This is a genomic window from Chryseobacterium contaminans, assembly GCF_001684955.1.
Classification (GTDB): domain Bacteria; phylum Bacteroidota; class Bacteroidia; order Flavobacteriales; family Weeksellaceae; genus Chryseobacterium; species Chryseobacterium contaminans.
The window spans coordinates 31507-50407 of record NZ_MAYF01000079.1 but is presented as its reverse complement, the minus strand read 5'-3'; the positions used below and the strand labels follow the sequence as shown (position 1 = coordinate 50407).

13 protein-coding genes are annotated in these 18901 nt (G+C 36.2%); 7 read left to right on the top strand and 6 right to left on the bottom strand.

The window, feature by feature from the left end; genetic code table 11:
• The first annotated feature begins 301 nt into the window (after positions 1-301).
• Positions 302-3484, top strand: a complete 3183-nt coding sequence (locus BBH99_RS06420) for a fibronectin type III domain-containing protein (RefSeq protein ID WP_083188762.1) — start codon at positions 302-304, stop codon at positions 3482-3484.
• 125 nt (positions 3485-3609) lie between these two features.
• The gene (locus BBH99_RS06415) at positions 3610-5571 is read left to right on the top strand and encodes a T9SS type A sorting domain-containing protein (protein WP_083188761.1); all 1962 of its coding nucleotides are present in this window, start codon (positions 3610-3612) and stop codon (positions 5569-5571) included.
• A gap of 358 nt (positions 5572-5929) precedes the next feature.
• Here the strand turns inward: BBH99_RS06415 and BBH99_RS06410 are convergent, their stop codons facing one another.
• Entirely contained in the window at positions 5930-6757 is an 828-nt protein-coding gene (locus tag BBH99_RS06410) for an ion transporter (protein WP_066693522.1), read from the bottom strand.
• A gap of 250 nt (positions 6758-7007) precedes the next feature.
• Here BBH99_RS06410 and BBH99_RS06405 point away from each other — a divergent pair, with 250 nt between their 5' ends.
• The 3 genes from BBH99_RS06405 to BBH99_RS06395 all read left to right on the top strand — a co-directional run bounded on the left by BBH99_RS06405 (position 7008) and on the right by BBH99_RS06395 (position 9853).
• Positions 7008-7853 (top strand): hypothetical protein, encoded by an 846-nt coding sequence (locus BBH99_RS06405; RefSeq protein WP_228390753.1) that lies wholly within the window; start codon positions 7008-7010, stop codon positions 7851-7853.
• A gap of 123 nt (positions 7854-7976) precedes the next feature.
• Positions 7977-9074 (top strand): Nif3-like dinuclear metal center hexameric protein, encoded by a 1098-nt coding sequence (locus tag BBH99_RS06400; protein ID WP_066693520.1) that lies wholly within the window; start codon positions 7977-7979, stop codon positions 9072-9074.
• Positions 9075-9076: 2 nt separating this feature from the next.
• Positions 9077-9853 (top strand): zinc ribbon domain-containing protein, encoded by a 777-nt coding sequence (locus BBH99_RS06395; RefSeq protein WP_066693517.1) that lies wholly within the window; start codon positions 9077-9079, stop codon positions 9851-9853.
• A gap of 280 nt (positions 9854-10133) precedes the next feature.
• Here BBH99_RS06395 and BBH99_RS06390 read toward each other — a convergent pair whose 3' ends face one another.
• A complete protein-coding gene (locus BBH99_RS06390) occupies positions 10134-11912 on the bottom strand; it encodes an AMP-dependent synthetase/ligase (protein WP_066693512.1) in 1779 nt (592 codons plus the stop codon).
• A gap of 368 nt (positions 11913-12280) precedes the next feature.
• Between BBH99_RS06390 and BBH99_RS06385 the strand changes: the two genes are divergently transcribed.
• On the top strand, positions 12281-13420 hold the full coding sequence (locus BBH99_RS06385) for an acyl-CoA dehydrogenase (protein WP_066693509.1): 1140 nt from the start codon (positions 12281-12283) through the stop codon (positions 13418-13420).
• 22 nt (positions 13421-13442) lie between these two features.
• The gene (locus tag BBH99_RS06380; protein WP_066693506.1) at positions 13443-13808 is read left to right on the top strand and encodes a hypothetical protein; all 366 of its coding nucleotides are present in this window, start codon (positions 13443-13445) and stop codon (positions 13806-13808) included.
• Positions 13809-14429: 621 nt separating this feature from the next.
• Here BBH99_RS06380 and BBH99_RS06375 read toward each other — a convergent pair.
• The 4 genes from BBH99_RS06375 to BBH99_RS06360 form a co-directional block, all read right to left on the bottom strand.
• Complete coding sequence (locus BBH99_RS06375) at positions 14430-15377, bottom strand: DUF4349 domain-containing protein (RefSeq protein ID WP_066693503.1); 948 nt, start codon at positions 15375-15377, stop codon at positions 14430-14432.
• Positions 15378-15697: 320 nt separating this feature from the next.
• Entirely contained in the window at positions 15698-17293 is a 1596-nt protein-coding gene (locus BBH99_RS06370) for a peptide chain release factor 3 (protein WP_066693501.1), read from the bottom strand.
• A gap of 121 nt (positions 17294-17414) precedes the next feature.
• Complete coding sequence (locus BBH99_RS06365; protein WP_066693499.1) at positions 17415-18113, bottom strand: hypothetical protein; 699 nt, start codon at positions 18111-18113, stop codon at positions 17415-17417.
• Position 18114: 1 nt separating this feature from the next.
• On the bottom strand, positions 18115-18837 hold the full coding sequence (locus BBH99_RS06360; protein WP_066693497.1) for a hypothetical protein: 723 nt from the start codon (positions 18835-18837) through the stop codon (positions 18115-18117).
• Between the last annotated feature and the right edge of the window lie 64 nt (positions 18838-18901).

The window sequence follows — 18901 nt, the reverse complement described above, 5'->3', positions numbered from 1 at the left end:
TTTTTATTGTTTCCAATCTGCTATATACGATTAGTCTATAAAAATTATCAAGAAATATATTATGTTAAGTAGTGTTTTATTGTGTTTCGAATTTTTCCAAACACTGATATTAATACACTGTAAATCAATTTATTGTATTTTGTATCAATATTGTGAATTATTTGTTAAAATCAAATAATTGTTTAATTTTTGATAAATTAATTCATTGTTTTATTGTTTTTGGTTTGGTTTTTTAAGATAGATTATGATTTTTTATTAAATATTTAATTACTTTTACTGCCCTAACTATTATTATAACTACATGAAAAAAATTTTACTGTCGTGTTGGGCTCTCTTGAGTATGGGAGTCTACGCACAAACAAATGTTGCGAGTTATGCTTTTTCAAAAAGCACAGGAGTAGCTTATGTACCCATTACAGGAGGTACTAAATTATTTCCTACAGCAACCAGCACTACTTTTACTTATGATAATGAGGTTTCTGCGGCAATTCCTTTGTCATCACCTTTTAATTTTGGAGGTGTAGCAATGACGACGTGCTATGTGAGTGCAAATGGTTACATAACTTTTGGAGCTGCTCCTTCAGGTTCAAACTATACCCCGTTATCAACTGTCGGATCAACTACAGGGGCAATTTCTGCTTTTGGGCAGGACGGTGGTTTTTCAGCGTCAGAAGCTTTACCGCCAGGAAATCACGAAGTCAGATATGAAGATTTAGGGACTGAGTTTGTAGTGCAGTGGCAGGATCACGCCAATTACAGTAACAGATCTACCGAAAGACTTAATTTTCAAATCCGGTTAGTATATGCTACCGGCGAAATAAAGATTATCTATGGAGACTGTACTGATCCAGGAACAAGTACGTCCGGAAGTCCACAGGTAGGGATTAGAGGAAACAGTAATGCTTTTGCAACTAATGTAAGTTCATTGACGATTGGAAATGTACCAACTGGAAGTACATGTGACTGGTCTAAAGCAGTTACAGCTAGTGCTAATAACAGTACATTGACTTTTTCCAGCGGAACAAATGCTAATATTAAAATCCCGGCAGGGCTGCAGTATTCATGGACTCCAGGAACATTACTTCCGGTAAGAACTTTTGCTGCTACTACTGCAGTGACTAATAACGGTGCTACTTTAAGCTGGACAGCCCCAGCTGGTGCAACAGCTTATAACGTTCAGTATAGAACTCCTGGAAGCTGTGATTGGACCAACTATAGTGGGAATCCGGTTTCTGCTAATTCTGTTTCACTTACAGGATTGCAGGCAAATACAACCTATCAGGTTCAGGTTCAGGCATTAAATGGTACTGCACAATCTATCTATTCTCATATTCCGAATTTGGCAGGAACAGGAAGTGGATATACAACAACAGGATCTTTTACAACAGCTCTTACTTGCTCAAGTATTGTTACCGGTCTTGCTTCTTCCGCAATAACTCCTGAAACTTCAACGATTAGCTGGACAGCTCCTGCTACGGCTCCGGGCAGTGGTTATGAATATTATTATTCCACTTCATCTACTACTCCGGCTCTTACTGCTTCACCTTCAGGTTCTGTAGGGGCAGGAGTGACTACGGTAAATTTATCAGGGTTAACTCCTTTAACTCAGTATTATTATTGGGTAAGATCAAACTGTAATGGAACAGATAAAGGAGCCTGGTCCAGTTCTGCCAATTTTACAACACTGGGACTTTGTCCTACTGTAACAGCTCCTGCATCAAACGCAAGTGGTGTAAGTACTACACCTACAATAGCATGGAATGTAATTAATGGTGCTACTGGTTACAAATTAAAAATAGGAACAACTTCGGGAGGTAATGATGTTCTTGATACCGATATTACAGGAGGAACTAATAATTCTTACACATTAGCAAATTCTTTAAATAATTCCTCCACTTATTATTATTCTGTGACAGCATATACAGCAACAACAGCAGGACCTGCTACTGCATGTACAGTGAGATCATTCCAGACTGTTTGTACCTCTACTACTTTGCCATATACTTTAGATTTTGATAATGTTACGACTCCAGCCTTGCCAATGTGTACATCTGTAATTAACAGTGGTAATGGAAATGTATGGAAGACTGCTTCTGCACCAACAGGGTTTACAGGTAAGGTGCTTAATTATCCATATAACTCTTCTAATGCAGCGAACACATGGTTCTTTACACAGGGACTTAACCTTACTGCAGGAGTCAGCTACAGAATTAAATATAAATATGCCAATTCATCAGGAGTTGTTTACCCAGAAAAAGTAAAAGTTGCGTACGGATCTTCAGCAACGGCTGCAGAAATGACAAATACAATAGCGGATCATTCAAATATTACCACCAATGGAGTTCCTACAAGTACCTTTACAGACTTTACTCCATCTGCATCAGGGGTTTATTATTTCGGCTTCCAGGCTTATTCTGCTGCGGATATGAATCAAATTTATATTGATGATATTAATATAGATATTACGCCAACTTGTTTTGAGCCTTCAGGGGTTACTGTTTCTGCTATTACCGCAACTGAAGCTAATATTTCTTGGACAGCGCCTTCACTTGTGCCTGGAAACGGATATGAATATTATTATTCTACAACTAATCTTACTCCTAATGCTTCTACTGCTCCTTCGGGAACCAGTACAGGTACTTCAGCGTCTTTATCTAATTTATTGTCGGGTACCACTTATTATCTGTGGGTGAGATCTTCATGTAGCCCTACTGATAAGAGTGTCTGGACACCAGTGAAGATATTCGCTACAAACTGTGTTCCGGTACAGACCTATTCACAAAATTTTGATAATACTCCTGTTGATAGTCTTCCTCCATGTTGGACAAGCATAGGTTCCAATCTTGGTTATGCAAAAGTAATCAGCTATTCGGGAACTGTGGCAAGTGCATCTAATGCCTTATATATTTATACTAGTGGAACAAGTATAGGCATGGTATCTACTCCGGACTTAGTAGGCTTAGATAGCAACAATGCAATGATTAGTTTCAAAGGAAGAGCTAATTCTAATGCTAACGGAACTGTTCAGATTGGTTATTTAGCAGATCCGGCTAGTACTTCCAGCTTTGTTGTATTAGGTACATATACGGCAACAAGTACTTCGGTGTTAGATAATTATTCATTAAATATAACTGGTGTTCCTGCAGGAGTTACTAAGCTTGTATTTAAACATACCGGTTCAGCTGCGTATAGTCTGTTAATTGATGATTTTACGTATCAGCTGGGAAATCTTTCTACTTCTGAAGTAGCAAATACTAAGAATGACATCAAAGTATATCCTAATCCATTCTCTGACGTACTTAATATTGCGGACATTTCTAAAGTGAAAACTCTTCAGATTATTGATGGGGCAGGAAGAATAGTAAAAGTAATTGAAAGTCCTTCTGCTGTACTTCAATTAGCAGACCTTAAACAAGGGATGTATTTAGTAGTTCTTCATATGAAAGATGGTACTAAACAAACCGTTAAAGTTATTAAGAGATAAAACCGATTAATATAATAATTTAAAGCAGTAACTTAATAGTTGCTGCTTTTTTTTAATATTTTTTTAATGTTGTATTGAAATTATTGTTAATTTGGTAAATATATTAACACCTTAAAAAATTGTATATGAAGAAAATCTTACTCTTGTGCTTACTAATGGTAAGTATGTTTCTAAGTGCTCAAATTACCTTAGGTGAAGGAAGCACTATGGTTGGAAAAGTTCCAGTCGACAGCTATTGGGAATATTCCTATTCTCAACAAATATTTACAAAACAGGAAATCAATGCTAATGCTGCAGGAAATATTACAGGTCTCAAATTTTATCTTGATCCTGCTGGAGATATAACAAATTCATCAGACTGGGTGGTTTATCTGGGACATACTTCTAAAACTGAATTTACATCTGATACTGATTGGATTCCTGCTTCGGATCTTACAGAGGTATATGCTGGTACAGTTAATAATGTAAACGGAATGGTAGAACTTACTTTTACTACTCCTTTTCCTTATAACAATACTCAGAACCTGGTGATTGCGGTTGATGAAAATAACCCGGCTTACGATGATGACCGTGTATTTTATGTACATCATCTTAATAATGTACCTAAAAGCTCTATTGGGATTATAGGCTTTTCGGATATTGATCCATCAGATCCTGGGTATGGCAGTTTATTTGACTATAGATCAGTTGTAAGTTTTATGGGATTAACAGCTAGCGTCATACCAGCCTGTACTTCTGTAATGTCACCGGCTAATAATGCGGTTATGATTCCATTATCACCTGATATTAGCTGGTATCCATCACCTGGAGCTACAAGCTATAAAATATCTATAGGAACTACTCCGGGCGGGTCTAATATTGTAAATCAGCAAACGGTAACTACAACAAGTTTTACTCCATCATCTCCTCTTTCTTTAGATACCACTTATTATGTAAGAGTGACAGCAGTGGGAGCAGGAGGAGAATCTTTAGGCTGTACTGAAACAAAATTTTCAACAACACTCTCATCTCCTTTGAACGATGAATGTGCAACGGCTGCTATATTAACCGTAAATCCGGATATGAATTGTGGAACTAAAACATTTGGACATACCTTTGGAGCCACTGATTCGGGTGTGGCTGTAGATCCTTGTTCTGGGGAAGCAGATGATGATGTATGGTATAAGTTTACTGCAACTTCCACATCTCATGTAGTTTCATTGAGTAATATGATTTCTATAGGATCTGAAGAAAGTTATTCACTTCAGTTCCAGGTTTTAAGTGGCGATTGTTCTACACTGGCAAATGTTGAGTGCTCAGATTATGATGATCTTAAGGTGATTTCTGGGCTTACAGTAGGGGCAACCTATTATATAAGAGTATATACTGATGGAGGAACAGGGGAAGCTCAGAGCTTTGATATCTGTATAGGAACACTTCCGCCAACGCCAATAAATGATGATTGCTCAGGAGCATTGCTTGCTTCATCATTCCCTTATACATACACACAATCAGATGCAGCAGGAGCCACTAATAATAGCGGATTTCTTGAAACTTGCTCTAATAGTATGAATGACGGAACTTGGTTTAAATTTATAGGAGATGGCACTACTCACAATATTAAGGTATCAATGCCAGCAGGAAGTAATTTTGATGCGCAGATAGGAGTGTTTAGTGGTGCTTGTGATAGTTTGGTATGTGAGAGCGCTGTTGATAGTAATGGAGCGGGTAGTGTAGAACAAATCTCGGTGCCAACCGTTGCAGGAACGACCTACTATGTAAATGTAGGACATTATAGTGGCTATACAGATTATTTAGAGGGAGCATTTACTCTTACCATTAATAAAGAAACACTGGGTACTTCAGAGGTATCTAAATCTAAGAATGAAATTAGAGTGTATCCAAACCCATTTGCAGATGTACTGAATATTGCAAAAGCAGATCAGGTAAAATCAGTTTCTGTTATGGATATTTCAGGCAGGCTGGTGAAAACAATTGAAAGCCCTTCTTCCACTCTTCATTTAGGAGATTTGAAACAAGGTCTGTATGTTGTGGTCTTGAATATGAAAGACGGTACTCAACAAACCGTGAAAGCAATTAAAAAATAATTAATGTTATGAACAGAAAAAGGCGAACCGTTAGGTTGGCCTTTTTTATTTTTATGAATGGCTGCTTTACAGTATTAAAATCCTACATATTAAAAAAAGATGAGCGAAATTTTCGCTCATCTTTTTATTTTTAAATGATCTGCCACTTATTACTCATTATTTGTCAGGTACTGGCTGTATATCTCCTGTATTCATCAGGTCAAAAACAGTTGGGAAGAACATGACGAGGATAAAGTAAATAATAATCATTAGCACGATTAATGCAAAAAGAATAATTACTAAACTATTCGGTTTGTTTTTCTTTTTTGGTTCCATGACTTTGTGGTATTTGGTGAATAGATTAAACTAATATCCAAGATCAAGCTAATTTCTTGCCACACTGCTTACAGTATCTTGCATCATCATCAATATCTTCATTACCACAACGGTCGCATACCTTTTCAAGGTTCTGTCTTTTGTTTCGCATTTCCGCTGTTACAATTCCTGTAGGAACAGCAATAATCGAATAACCGGCAAGCATCAGCACAACTGCGAAAAATTTTCCCATCGGGGTAATAGGAGAGACGTCTCCATATCCTACGGTAGTTACTGTTACTACGGCCCAGTAAATAGATTGTGGGATAGTTTCAAACCCCTGTCGGCCACCTTCCACCATGAACATAAGAGAACCTACAATCACTGAAAATATAATCAGGAACAAAAGGAATATATAAATCTTTCTAGAGCTGTTTTTAAGAGCCCTTACAATAAGATAGCCATCATTCATGAAATCCAGTAAATTAAAGATCCTGAAGATTCTTAACATTCTGAGCATTCTGAAGATCAGGAAATATTTGGTTACAGGAAAGAAAAAACTAAGGTAAAATGGAACCAGAGCGAGAAAATCTATAATTCCGAAGAAACTGAAGATGTAATTCCTTTTATTTTTTACCACAGCAATCCGCATAGAATATTCTGCTGTAAAAAAAATAGAGATAATCCATTCGAGAATCAGGAATGTATAATGAAACCTTTTGTCAAGCTGAGGCACGCTTTCCATCATAATAATGGCTGTACTCACGAGAATTAAAGAGAGTAAAGTAATATCGAAAAGTTTTCCGAGTCTGGTATCTGAGCGGTAAATGATTCGGTAAAGGTATCTTTTCCATAAAGTGTCCTCTGGAACAAGGTTGTGTTCTCTTTCCATTTTTAATGGGTTTATTTCACGGCGAAGTTAATAATTTATATCAAGTAGTGTGTAAAGATATGATTGTTAAAAGAATCTTATAAATGTTAAATTTATTTTCGTCATTAAAATGTGAATTATTTGTATTTAAAAATCTGTTTATCAGTGTATTGTATGTAATAAAATACGAATAAAATATGAGAAATAAAAATTTATTTTTTAACATGTTTTTGATTTTACTTTGTAATTTTATTCTACAAAACCTACGATCATGATAAAAATATTAACTTCGTTAGTGCCAATGTTCATATATGGTTTTGTATGTGGACAGGTTGGTATTGATACTACCACTCCCAATGGAGCTACAGTATTGGATATTGTTTCTCATCAGAAAGGTATTCTTATCCCTCGGCTTACAGACTCAGACCGGGATACATATCTGGCTGATAATAATGCATTAACGGTGCCTCCTGCAGGTGTTGTAAATGCAAGTCTTACTGCAGGAACGCTTATTTTTAATACGACAACGAATAATTTCCAGTATTGGGATGGTTCCCTCTGGAAACAGCTTTTTGTTCCCACATCCTCTCAGGCTGGTAATGACGGTGTCGTTAAGGTGAATTCTGGAAACGCAAATGTAAAACCCACTCTTAGTTTAGTAGCATCAGGAAATGGATATGGAGCAAGACAACAGGTAATTTATACCACTCCATTGATCTTCGCAGCCAGCCCTACAACAAGCTGGCCGGAAACAACCGTTCCGTTTCCCGGAGTTACATCAAATATCTATACTGCTGCCAATAAGTGGAGGGAAAACGAAATTTATGGCCAGGTTCATGTCTGGAGACTGATTGCCAATATTATGCCCAATTCAAATTCTTTGGGTTCTGTAAAAGCCACTTTCAAAAACCCTGATTCAGGTTTTGAAGTTAACTCTATTCAGCTTGTACCAAGTGGGTCCAATGGAGTAGGTAATATTCTTACCTTTTATTTCTATACCATTGCAGACCCTGCAAGCCTCGATCCGGGGAGAGGGTATGAACTTTTTATGGAATCAGACATAAACTGTAGTGTTCAGATTGATTCTTTCACAAGAGTATCACTTTTTAAAGATTAAATTACATTGCATTATTTTTCATGTTAAAGCCGGTCTTCATCAACCGGTTTTTTTTGTTAGGTTGAATTTTTTTCTGAATCCTTCTAAAATTAATATCTTCGCTGTAACTGTAAATATAGACGAATGAAGTTAAGAGCTGTAATTTCAAAGATAGAGGAAGAAATAAGTATCAGACAAGCAGAAGATTTTGATAATGTAGGGTTGCTATGTGGAGTTCCTGACCGTGATGTATCCGGAATTTTAGTTTGCCATGATGCATTGGAAAATGTAGTGGATGAAGCCATTGAAAGAAACTGTAACCTGATTGTATGTTTTCATCCTATCATTTTTTCCGGGCTGAAATCTTTAACCGGGAAAAATTATGTAGAAAGAGCTGTTTTAAAAGCTATAGAAAATAAAATTGCTATTTATGCCATTCACACAGCCTTTGATAATGATTTCTTTGGAGTAAATCATGGCATTTGCAGCCAACTTGGATTAAAGAATATGAAAATCCTTCAGCCTAAAGAAAATAACCTGAAACAACTTACTGTTTTTGTTCCTAAAGAGTATTCAGAAAAGGTAAAAGAGGCAATGTTCTCGGCCGGAGCCGGAAGTATAGGCTTTTATGACGAATGCAGCTTTACCGTTAACGGAAACGGAACATTCAGGCCTGTTGAAGGCTCAAACCCTTTTTCAGGACAGCAGAATATCAGGGAAAACGCAGATGAAGATATGATTTCAGTGATTTTTGAAGGATTTAAACAGGGACAGATTGTAAGTGCAATGAGAACAGCACATCCATATGAAGAAGTAGCCCATCAGATATACAGTCTTGACAATAAAAACCATCATGTTGGTTTGGGAATGTATGGTGAGCTGGAAGAAGAAATGGATGAAAAGGATTTTTTAAGATTTGTAAAAGAAAAATTTGGTCTTGAAGTCATCAAACATTCTGCCTTTAATAATAAAAAAATTAAAAGAGTAGGAGTACTTGGAGGTTCCGGAGCAAGCGGAATTCGTGCTGCAGTTTCCAAAAAATGTGATGCTTACCTTACCGGAGATCTTAAATATCACGATTATTTTTTAGCTGAGTCTAAAATGCTGATCTGTGATATAGGGCATTATGAATCAGAACAATTTGTAAGTCAACAATTATTTGAAATTTTGTCACAAAAATTTAGTACATTTGCAATTTCAAAATCTATTGAAAAAACAAACCCAGTAAATTATTTCATTTAAATATGGCAAAAACCAACGATATTTCAGTTGAAGAAAAATTAAGAGCTTTATACGATTTACAGATCATTGATTCAAGATTGGATGAAATCCGAAATACTAGAGGAGAATTGCCAATTGAAGTTGAAGATCTTGAAATAGAGATTGAAGGTCTTGAAAAAAGAGCTGAAAAATTTCATGCAGACATCAAAGATCAGGAAGATCAGATCAAAACAAAGCATGAAGTGATTAACCATGCAAAAACTTTAATTGAGAAATACAAATCTCAGCAGGATAATGTAAGAAACAATAAAGAGTTTGAAGCATTAGGAAAAGAAATGGAATTCCAGGATCTGGAAATTCAGCTTGCTGAAAAAAGAATTAAAGAATTTGGAGCTAAAATTGCTCACAAAAACGAAACTTTAAGTGAGTTGAACGCAAAGATCAACGATTTGAAAAACCACCTGAAATTCAAAAAAGAAGAATTAGAAGGTCTTATTTCTGAAACTCAAAAAGAAGAAGAATATTTATTAGAGCAATCTAAAGAGTTTGCAGGTAAAATCGATGAGAGATTATTAGCATCTTATAACAGAATCAGAACAAACTCTATCAACGGTCTTGCTGTAGTAGGATTAGAGAGAGGTGCTCCAAAAGGATCTTTCTTCACTATTCCGCCACAAAAGCAAATGGAAATTGCTCAGAGAAAGAAAATCATTATTGATGAGCACTCTGGGAAAATCCTTGTTGACGATGAGTTGGTAATGGAAGAAAACGAAAAAATGAAATCTGTAATTAAATTTTAATTATTGATTTTAAATAATACAAAAGCTGTTTCATTTTGAGACAGCTTTTTTGTTTTGTTGAAACATGAATACCACAAATGTTTTCACAAATACAACAATTTATCCGGCAGTCCCTTTGCTTTATCCTTCCGACGAATGAGGAATCTCCACAACCAGAATAAAATATAAAGTTGCCCATTAAAAAAATAATAAATTCCTCTGGCTTTAGCCAAAACCTAATTATCCATCATGGTGGAAACTCCAAAAAAAACCGCCTCATTTGAAGCGGTTGGTATAATTTTTAATTCTGATGATCATACATCTTATTGTAAAGGGCAATAAACTTCTCTTTTACCGCTTTTCTTTTTAATTTCAGTGTAGGTGTCAGAAGTCCGGTTTCAATGCTCCAAACCTCAGGAGTCAGCTCAATCTTTTTAATTTTCTCCCAGTTTCCAAGGTGTTCATTAATTCCTTCAATTTCTTTTTCAATTCTTTGCTTTAATTCTGCACTTTTTGCAATTTCTTCAGGAGTAGAGCCGATGTTGAGGTTGTTTCTCATGGCCCAGCTTTTTGCAAACTCAAAATCAGGCTGTACCAGAGCGCAAGGCATTTTCTCACCATCTCCTACAACCATAATTTGCTCAATGAATTTTGAAGCCTTAGCTAAATTTTCAATAGTCTGAGGCGCAATATATTTTCCGCCGGAAGTCTTAAACATTTCCTTCTTACGATCAGTAATCTGTAGGAAACCATCGCTGTCAATGTGCCCGATATCTCCTGTTTTAAAGAATCCATCTTCAGTAAATGCTTCTTTGGTCATTTCTTCATTCTGGAAGTAACCTTTAAACACGGAAGGTCCTTTTACTGTAATTTCACCGTCTTCCTGGATTTTTACCTGTAAGTTATCCAAAGGAATCCCAACGGTTCCTACTTTCATTTTTTCAAAGCTGTTTACAGAAATTACAGGTGATGTCTCCGTTAATCCATATCCTTCCAAAATAGGAATTCCTGCATTCTGGAACATTAAATTGAGTCTGGTAGACAAGGCTGCAGATCCGGAAACCAAAGTAACAATTTCGCCACCCAAACCTTCTCTCCATTTCGAAAATACAAGTTTGTCAGCAATAAGTTCCTGAATGCCCGAAGGCTTGGAAACAGATTTCTTTTTGGTAATTAAATTTAAAGCCCAGAAGAATATTTTTGATTTTAAACCGCCTGCAGAAGAGCCGGTATTGTAGATCTTATCATATACTTTTTCTACCAGTCTTGGGACTACAGTCATATAATGAGGCTTCACTTCTTTTACGTTTTCCCCCATTTTTTCAATACTTTCAGCGAAGTAAAGAGAAAAACCATTGTATTGATAAAGATAGAATAGCATTCTTTCAAAAATGTGACAGATTGGAAGGAAGCTTAATGCTCTTGTTTCCTTATAATCAAGGCTCTTTTTCTTAGGAATCCTTGGAATAGATCCCAGTACATTGGAAACAATATTATTATGGGTAAGCATTACTCCTTTAGGTCTTCCTGTAGTTCCTGAAGTGTAAATAATCGTAGCTAAATCTTCCGTATTGATAGCATTGGAAAGGTCTTCCACTTCAATTTGGGTGGATTCATCCTCCCCAAGATCAAGAATTTCACTCCAGTTGGCAGCGCCGCTTATTTTATCAAAAGTAAAGATCCCTTGTAAAGTTGGGATGTTGTGCTTTACTTTCATTACCTTATTGAGTAATTCTTTGTCTGAGACAAAACAATATTGTATTTCCGCATTGTTGAAGATAAATTCATAATCTTCCGGAGAAATACTTGGATAAACCGGTACCGAAACAACACCAATCTGGGAAAGCCCAAAATCCATTATTGCCCATTCTGTACGCGAATTGGTAGTTATTAAAGCGATCTTATCACCCGGTTTTATACCTAACTTCAGTAGTCCTCTGGATATCTTATTTCCCTCATTAATAAACTCCTGTGTGGAAGTTTTTTTCCATTCACCATGATACTTCGTTGCAAACATATCCGTTTTAGGATATTTCTCTAAAGCGTAGTGCGGAATATCGAATAATCTCTTGATCGTCATGATTTTTTAAATAATTTATAAAGAAATCTAAATATAAGCATTTTTTTTAATTGTATAGATCTGAAACAGATAATTGGAGATAAGTTGAATGTGTACCATAATAATTTTTGTGTAAAAGTGCTCTGGAAGCCATACAACCGGGTTTTCAAAATCTTACTGACCAGATAATATTTCCTCATCATTAAGAGGAGTTGTCAATAACTTAACATCTATTTTGTATGTCATCAATATCACAAAATCCTGCATCTCGAACCTCGTATCCCGAATCTCTTCCATCTCCCTTTCTGTCAGTCTTTTCCCTGCTTTTAATTTATTTTTTCAGATTGGGTTAAAAAGTGTAAATTTACGGCTATCTAATTATTTTTTTTATGGACTTTAATTTATCGGAAGAACAGCTGATGATTCAGCAGGCGGCAAGAGACTTTGCACAGAACGAACTATTACCTGGAGTTATTGAAAGAGACCGCGACCAGAAATTCCCTGTAGAACAGGTGAAGAAAATGGGAGAAATGGGACTTTTAGGAATGATGGTGGATCCTAAATACGGTGGTGCAGGTATGGACAGCGTTTCTTATGTGCTGGCAATGGAAGAAATTGCAAAAGTAGATGCTTCTGCGGCGGTTGTAATGTCTGTAAACAATTCATTGGTTTGTGCCGGTCTTGAAAAATTTGCTTCTGAAGAGCAAAAAGTAAAATATCTTACTCCATTGGCAAGCGGACAGGTTATCGGAGCATTTGCTTTATCTGAGCCTGAAGCTGGTTCTGACGCCACTTCTCAGAAAACAACTGCTGAAGACAAAGGAGATTACTATCTTCTAAACGGAATTAAAAACTGGATCACTAACGGTGGAACGGCTACTTACTATATCGTAATTGCGCAGACTGATCCTGAGAAAAAACATAAAGGAATCAATGCTTTCATCGTAGAAAGAGGTTGGGAAGGTTTTGAAATCGGACCAAAAGAAGATAAGCTGGGAATCAGAGGAAGTGACACACACTCTTTGATCTTCAACAATGTGAAAGTTCCAAAAGAAAACAGAATTGGTGCTGACGGGTTTGGTTTCAATTTTGCAATGGCTGTATTGAACGGAGGTAGAATCGGTATCGCTTCTCAGGCGTTAGGAATTGCTTCAGGAGCTTACGAATTGGCTCTTAAATATGCTAAAACAAGAAAAGCTTTCAAAACTGAGATCATCAATCACCAGGCTATCGCATTCAAATTAGCAGATATGGCTACTCAGATCACTGCAGCAAGAATGTTATGTTTCAAAGCAGCTTGTGAGAAAGATGCTGGAAAAGATATCTCTGAAAGTGGAGCTATGGCAAAACTATATGCTTCTCAGGTGGCAATGGATACTACTATTGAAGCGGTACAGATCCATGGTGGATACGGATATGTGAAGGAATACCACGTAGAAAGATTAATGAGAGATGCGAAAATCACTCAGATCTACGAAGGAACTTCTGAAATCCAGAAAATAGTGATCTCAAGAAGCATCGCAAAATAAGAATTAACAAAACACACACTCTATGAAAAAATCTTTGTGGATTACCCTCGGCGTTATACTGCTATTGTTAGGAGTATTTGTATGGTATAAGTTCTTCTTCGTATTTGGAGAAGGCGTAAAATCCGGATACCTGAATTATGCCATGAAAAAAGGCTATATCTTCAAAACCTATGAAGGTAAACTGATTCAGGAAGGATTTGGAAAAGGGAAAACAGGAGGTATTACAAGCTATGAGTTTGAATTCTCCGTAGACGACCCTGAAGTTTTCAAACAATTGGAAACCAACAGTGGTAAAACCTTTGACCTTCATTACAAAGAATACAATGGTGCTCTTCCGTGGAGAGGAAATACAAAGTTTGTCGTAGACAAAGTTGTGAACATGAAATAATGCAAAAGGCTTCCGTTTTGGAGGCCTTTTCTTTTTAGGAGCTTTTCCCGCTATCCACTCATACTCCTCGCGCCGGACCGTGTCCAATCCATGCTGCGGGGTAACCGTTGCTATCGGGGCTATTTTTATGAGTAATAAGTAATGAGTAATAAGTAATGAGTAATAAGTAATGATGAATGATGAATGATGAATGATATTACTGTTAAGTATCAATATTTGCTTTACTATATTAATCGAAGAGTTTTTGCATCACAACTTCTGTATCTCCCCCGAATTTTGTCATCCTGTAAGGATCTCATCTCATACATTTTAAAAAGATAAGTAGGACCAATGTTGTTATTAATCATCAGCTATCCATCCACATATCAACATCAATAGGGGTGGGCTTTAGCCCAGCCAAATAAATAAATCATCAAATTCCATTGGCTTTAGCCAAAACCTAAAATTAAAACACAAATCCCACTTCACAAATATCACAAGCTTGTCATTGCGAGCGTAGCGAAGCAATCTCATCCAATAATCAAAGCAAAAAGATCTGTGACAATCCGTAAAATCTGTGGTTAAAAATAAAAATCAACCCCAAAAAACAAAAAATCCATCACAAGGATGGATTTTGAAATCCTAATGAGAATCTTTATTAGGAATGTTATTTTGCTTCTTTTTATAAAAATAGTATCCAATACCTCCAATCAGAAATACCGGCCATAATGGGAGAAGAAACAGGAAGATTGAAGTAATTACATCCCAGCCGGATTCAATAGCAGCCAGTGATTTTCCGCCAAAAGTTTTAGGCTCCTTTTCTGCTTCAGTTTTATCGGTGATATTGACATCGATACTGCAAATAGTATTGTCTGCGTAATTCCTTCCAGTAACCTGAATATCTCTGGTTTCGATATCTCCTATATTGCTGTTTAAAGCTTCCATTAATCCATCAAAATGCTGAATGGGAACTTTAATGTTCAGACTGTAAACTTTTTGGTTTTCATCACGCGGATTCGCTGATTCAGTATAAGACTGGTTTTCACTTTTAACATATCCATTGTTTTTAATGGCTTCTTCTCTGATAATTTCTTTTACCGTTTCTGCATTATCTGCACGCACTACAAGATATCCTGTTTTCACCATTTTATCTTTTGGCATACTCAGTTCGTAGCTGTCATTCTGTGGTTTTTCTTTGTAAATGATTTTGGTTTCCTTAATTACTTTTGGAGCTGTAACATGTGTTACTGCTTTCTCGGATTTCTTATCAGTAGAATCCTTTTTCTCAATCTTTGATTCTAGTTTGGTAGCCGCAATTTTATCCGATAATGAATCCACCATTTTGGAAGTACGTTCTATTTTATCCTGAATATCGTTTTTAGCCCCTTCAATATCTTGTATTCGGATACTTGCTGAATCAAGAGCCTGATTAGCGGTTTTATGTGCTTGATCAATAGCTTCTGAAGCAACAGTAGCGGCACTGTCTGCACTATGTATAGCTTCTTCAATTTTAGATTGGGAAACTTCACCTTTTTGACTGCATGCAATAAAAGCACCTGATATAGCAGCGAGTAATATGTACTTTTTCATAACATTATTTTTTTTGATGAAGTAAAATTAGCGATGAAGTTTCCGATGCACTTGTAAATGGAGTGTATTCTAATAGTAAAATGATAACTGTAATGTTTTCAGTATTTTGTATTTATTTTACAAAAGATTTACAAAATGTTTTTATATTGAATATTAGATTTTGAACATTCCAGCAGTGGCAAGTATTACAATTGAAGACGTGATAATTCCCCTCCTTCGGAGGGATGGCAAAAATTCAAAGAATTTTTGACGGGGTGGTAATAAAAAATCCGCAGAAAAAACTTCTGCGGACCTATTTTTTAAGCAATTTTAGCTTTTAATTAACTCTCTCTAAACTCACTAATGAAGTGAAGCTTCACATTCGGGAATTTCTCCTGGGTCATGTGAATAGTAAAAGAAGAATCCGCTAAAAATACCAATTGATTGTATTTGTCTCTGGCAAGGAATCTCTGCTTTAATCTCGCAAATTCTTTAAACTCTTCAGATTTCTCATCTGCTTCTACCCAACATGCTTTGTGCATAGATAGAGGTTCATAAGTACATTTTGCACCATATTCATGTTCCAGACGGTACTGGATAACCTCATACTGAAGGGCTCCAACAGTTCCGATGATCTTTCTTCCGTTCATCTCCAGAGTAAATAATTGCGCAACCCCTTCATCCATCAGCTGATCGATACCTTTTGCCAATTGCTTAGCTTTAAGCGGATCGTTGTTGTTGATATAACGGAAATGTTCCGGAGAGAAGCTTGGAATTCCTTTGAAGCTCAGTTTTTCACCGCCAGTCAAAGTATCACCAATTCTGAAACTTCCTGTGTCATGTAAACCAACGATGTCTCCAGGGAAACTTTCCTCCACAACTTCTTTTTTATCAGCAAAGAAAGCATTTGGGGAAGAGAATTTCATCTTTTTACCTTCTCTTACCAACAGATAGTTTTCGTTTCTTCTGAATGTTCCGGAAACAATTTTTACGAAAGCTAATCTGTCTCTGTGTTTAGGGTCCATATTCGCGTGGATTTTGAAAACAAATCCTGTAAAAGCGCTTTCTTCAGGCTTCACTAAACGGGTATCACTTTCTTTAGGTTGTGGCATCGGAGCAATATCGATGAACGCATCCAGTAATTCACGAACTCCGAAATTATTCAAAGCAGAACCAAAGAATACAGGCTGTAAATCACCTTTCATATAATCTTCACGATTAAACTCCGGGTAAACAGACTGAATCAGATCAAGCTCTTCTCTTAAAGTAGCAGCTGCTTTTTCACCAATAACATCATCTATTGAAGTATCGTTAATATCATCAAACTTAATAGAATCTCCAACTTTCTGTTTTTTCTCTTCCAGGAACAACTGGATATTGTTTTCCCAGATATTATAAATTCCCTGGAAGTCGCTTCCCATACCAATTGGCAAAGAAAGTGGACAAACCGTTAATCCTAATTTCTGTTCTACTTCATCCAAAAGATCAAAAGCATCCTTACCTTCACGGTCAAGTTTGTTGATGAATACCAACATCGGAATGTTTCTCATTCTACAAACCTGAACTAATTTTTCAGTTTGTTCCTCAACCCCTTTTGCAACGTCAATTACAACAATTACTGAATCTACAGCTGTTAAAGTTCTGTACGTATCTTCAGCAAAGTCCTTGTGACCAGGGGTATCGAGAATGTTGATTTTATGGTCTCTATATTCAAAAGCCAGGACGGAAGTGGCTACAGAGATTCCTCTCTGTCTTTCAATTTCCATAAAGTCGGAAGTAGCTCCTTTTTTTATTTTGTTGGATTTTACCGCACCCGCTTCCTGGATTGCACCCCCGAAAAGAAGTAGTTTTTCCGTAAGGGTAGTTTTTCCGGCATCCGGGTGGGAAATGATCCCGAAGGTCTTTCTTTTTTGTATTTCTTTGATTAAGTCTGACATATCGTATTTTGAAGTTGCAAAAATCGTGATTTTTTACGAGGTTTTCAAATTTAAATTCATACAATATGGCCCGGATGCTATGATAATGTAGTGAAAGATATCATTATCTTTAAATAGAAATTTAAAACAGCAACGAAATAGTATAAATTAATCCAAGAATAGTAAGCGTAAAGAACCCGGCTATAATATATTCAAATGCTTCAAAGTTTTTTACTGGGGGGAAGCCTGGTGTGAGATGGTACTCTTCAATAGTCTGCCGGCTTATCGTCAGATCTGGACGAAAACATTGGATTCCTCTTAAAAACTGACGGTACATTTCAAACTGATTACTCAGGATAACATACTCAAAATTGAAATTTATATTGGTTAATACAATGTCACCTGTTTTATTTTTAAGATAAATTTTCAGATAGGATTTAGAATGTCTTCCTGTTGTTGTATGCATAGAGGCATCACTTAATGACTGCTTAGACTGCTGGAGTTCACTATACAAAATGGTATGAACTACATGGTCTTCACTGTTGTAAAAAGTAACTCCTTTTTCATCAATAACAGCTTTCCGGATCTTTTCTTTTTTTCGATAAGTCAAAGACATTACCAGAGCTATACCGCAAAATAGTAATAGAAGCTGGGCAAAAATAAGAATGAAAAAAGTACTGAGATCATCTTCTATATAGCGTCTGAAATGACTATACATATTTTCGGAAATTACTCCCATGACGGTCACAATAATGATGATGACCAGCCACAACATTCCCGTCAGAAGATAAGTAATGGGCTTATTAACTTTAGAGACAACGGTCTGGAATTTCTCTGTCATATCAGTTTTTAATTTCAATGATTAAAAATGTAAGCCCTGTAATGATACCAAGAGCGACAATCACTGCTAAAATGAAAAGCCAGCTCCCCCGTGAAATTCCTTTACGTCTGTTAATTTCCCATGTATTCGGATCAATAGAAAAAGTTCTGAGAGTCATTGGATCTATTTTTAAATCAGGGCGAAAAACAGAAATTCCATGAATAAAATGGGCATATAATGCAACTTTATTCTTTACAACATGCAGAGGTAGATTCATATCAATACGTTTGATATCGTTATCCTTTTTCTCTTGTTGTAGGATGACCTCCAGGAAAGGATTGATGCTTGAACCTATCGGGGTAACCATATAAATGTCAAAATTTTGTTTTGAAGAACGAAGTTCAGCATATAAAATCTGTTCTGTCACTTCATTTTTTGAATTGTAAAATAAAAGTCCCAGGTTATTCACTACAATTTTATTAGATAGCCTTTTTCTTTTAATAATATAATATCGGATAACGGGAATCAAAATCAACAATGAAATGGTCCAGCATACTAAGGTTGCCGAAAGCATAGCTTCCCATCCTCTTTTATAAATCCCATAAGCAGGGCCAAGAACAAAAAGACAGAAGAAGAGCAGGAATAATCCAAAGAATGTGATCTGGAGAAGGGAAGTAGCCGACCCGTTAACTTTAGATTCAAGACTGGGAAAAGGTATTTCTGTATTTATTTTTGTGATATTCATGGCAATTAGGCTAATTTAAGTATTTTCTTTTTTAGTTGCCTGTGGCATTCAAAAAAATTATCTT

What these genes read in the sequence shown, in the direction of transcription:
- BBH99_RS06420 (WP_083188762.1), top strand. Translation starts at nt 302, where the DNA reads ATGAAAAAAATTTTACTGTCGTGTTGGGCTCTCTTGAGTATGGGAGTC.
- BBH99_RS06415 (WP_083188761.1), top strand. Translation starts at nt 3,610, where the DNA reads ATGAAGAAAATCTTACTCTTGTGCTTACTAATGGTAAGTATGTTTCTA.
- BBH99_RS06410 (WP_066693522.1), bottom strand. Translation starts at nt 6,757, where the DNA reads ATGGAAAGAGAACACAACCTTGTTCCAGAGGACACTTTATGGAAAAGA.
- BBH99_RS06405 (WP_228390753.1), top strand. Translation starts at nt 7,008, where the DNA reads ATGATAAAAATATTAACTTCGTTAGTGCCAATGTTCATATATGGTTTT.
- BBH99_RS06400 (WP_066693520.1), top strand. Translation starts at nt 7,977, where the DNA reads ATGAAGTTAAGAGCTGTAATTTCAAAGATAGAGGAAGAAATAAGTATC.
- BBH99_RS06395 (WP_066693517.1), top strand. Translation starts at nt 9,077, where the DNA reads ATGGCAAAAACCAACGATATTTCAGTTGAAGAAAAATTAAGAGCTTTA.
- BBH99_RS06390 (WP_066693512.1), bottom strand. Translation starts at nt 11,912, where the DNA reads ATGACGATCAAGAGATTATTCGATATTCCGCACTACGCTTTAGAGAAA.
- BBH99_RS06385 (WP_066693509.1), top strand. Translation starts at nt 12,281, where the DNA reads ATGGACTTTAATTTATCGGAAGAACAGCTGATGATTCAGCAGGCGGCA.
- BBH99_RS06380 (WP_066693506.1), top strand. Translation starts at nt 13,443, where the DNA reads ATGAAAAAATCTTTGTGGATTACCCTCGGCGTTATACTGCTATTGTTA.
- BBH99_RS06375 (WP_066693503.1), bottom strand. Translation starts at nt 15,377, where the DNA reads ATGAAAAAGTACATATTACTCGCTGCTATATCAGGTGCTTTTATTGCA.
- BBH99_RS06370 (WP_066693501.1), bottom strand. Translation starts at nt 17,293, where the DNA reads ATGTCAGACTTAATCAAAGAAATACAAAAAAGAAAGACCTTCGGGATC.
- BBH99_RS06365 (WP_066693499.1), bottom strand. Translation starts at nt 18,113, where the DNA reads ATGACAGAGAAATTCCAGACCGTTGTCTCTAAAGTTAATAAGCCCATT.
- BBH99_RS06360 (WP_066693497.1), bottom strand. Translation starts at nt 18,837, where the DNA reads ATGAATATCACAAAAATAAATACAGAAATACCTTTTCCCAGTCTTGAA.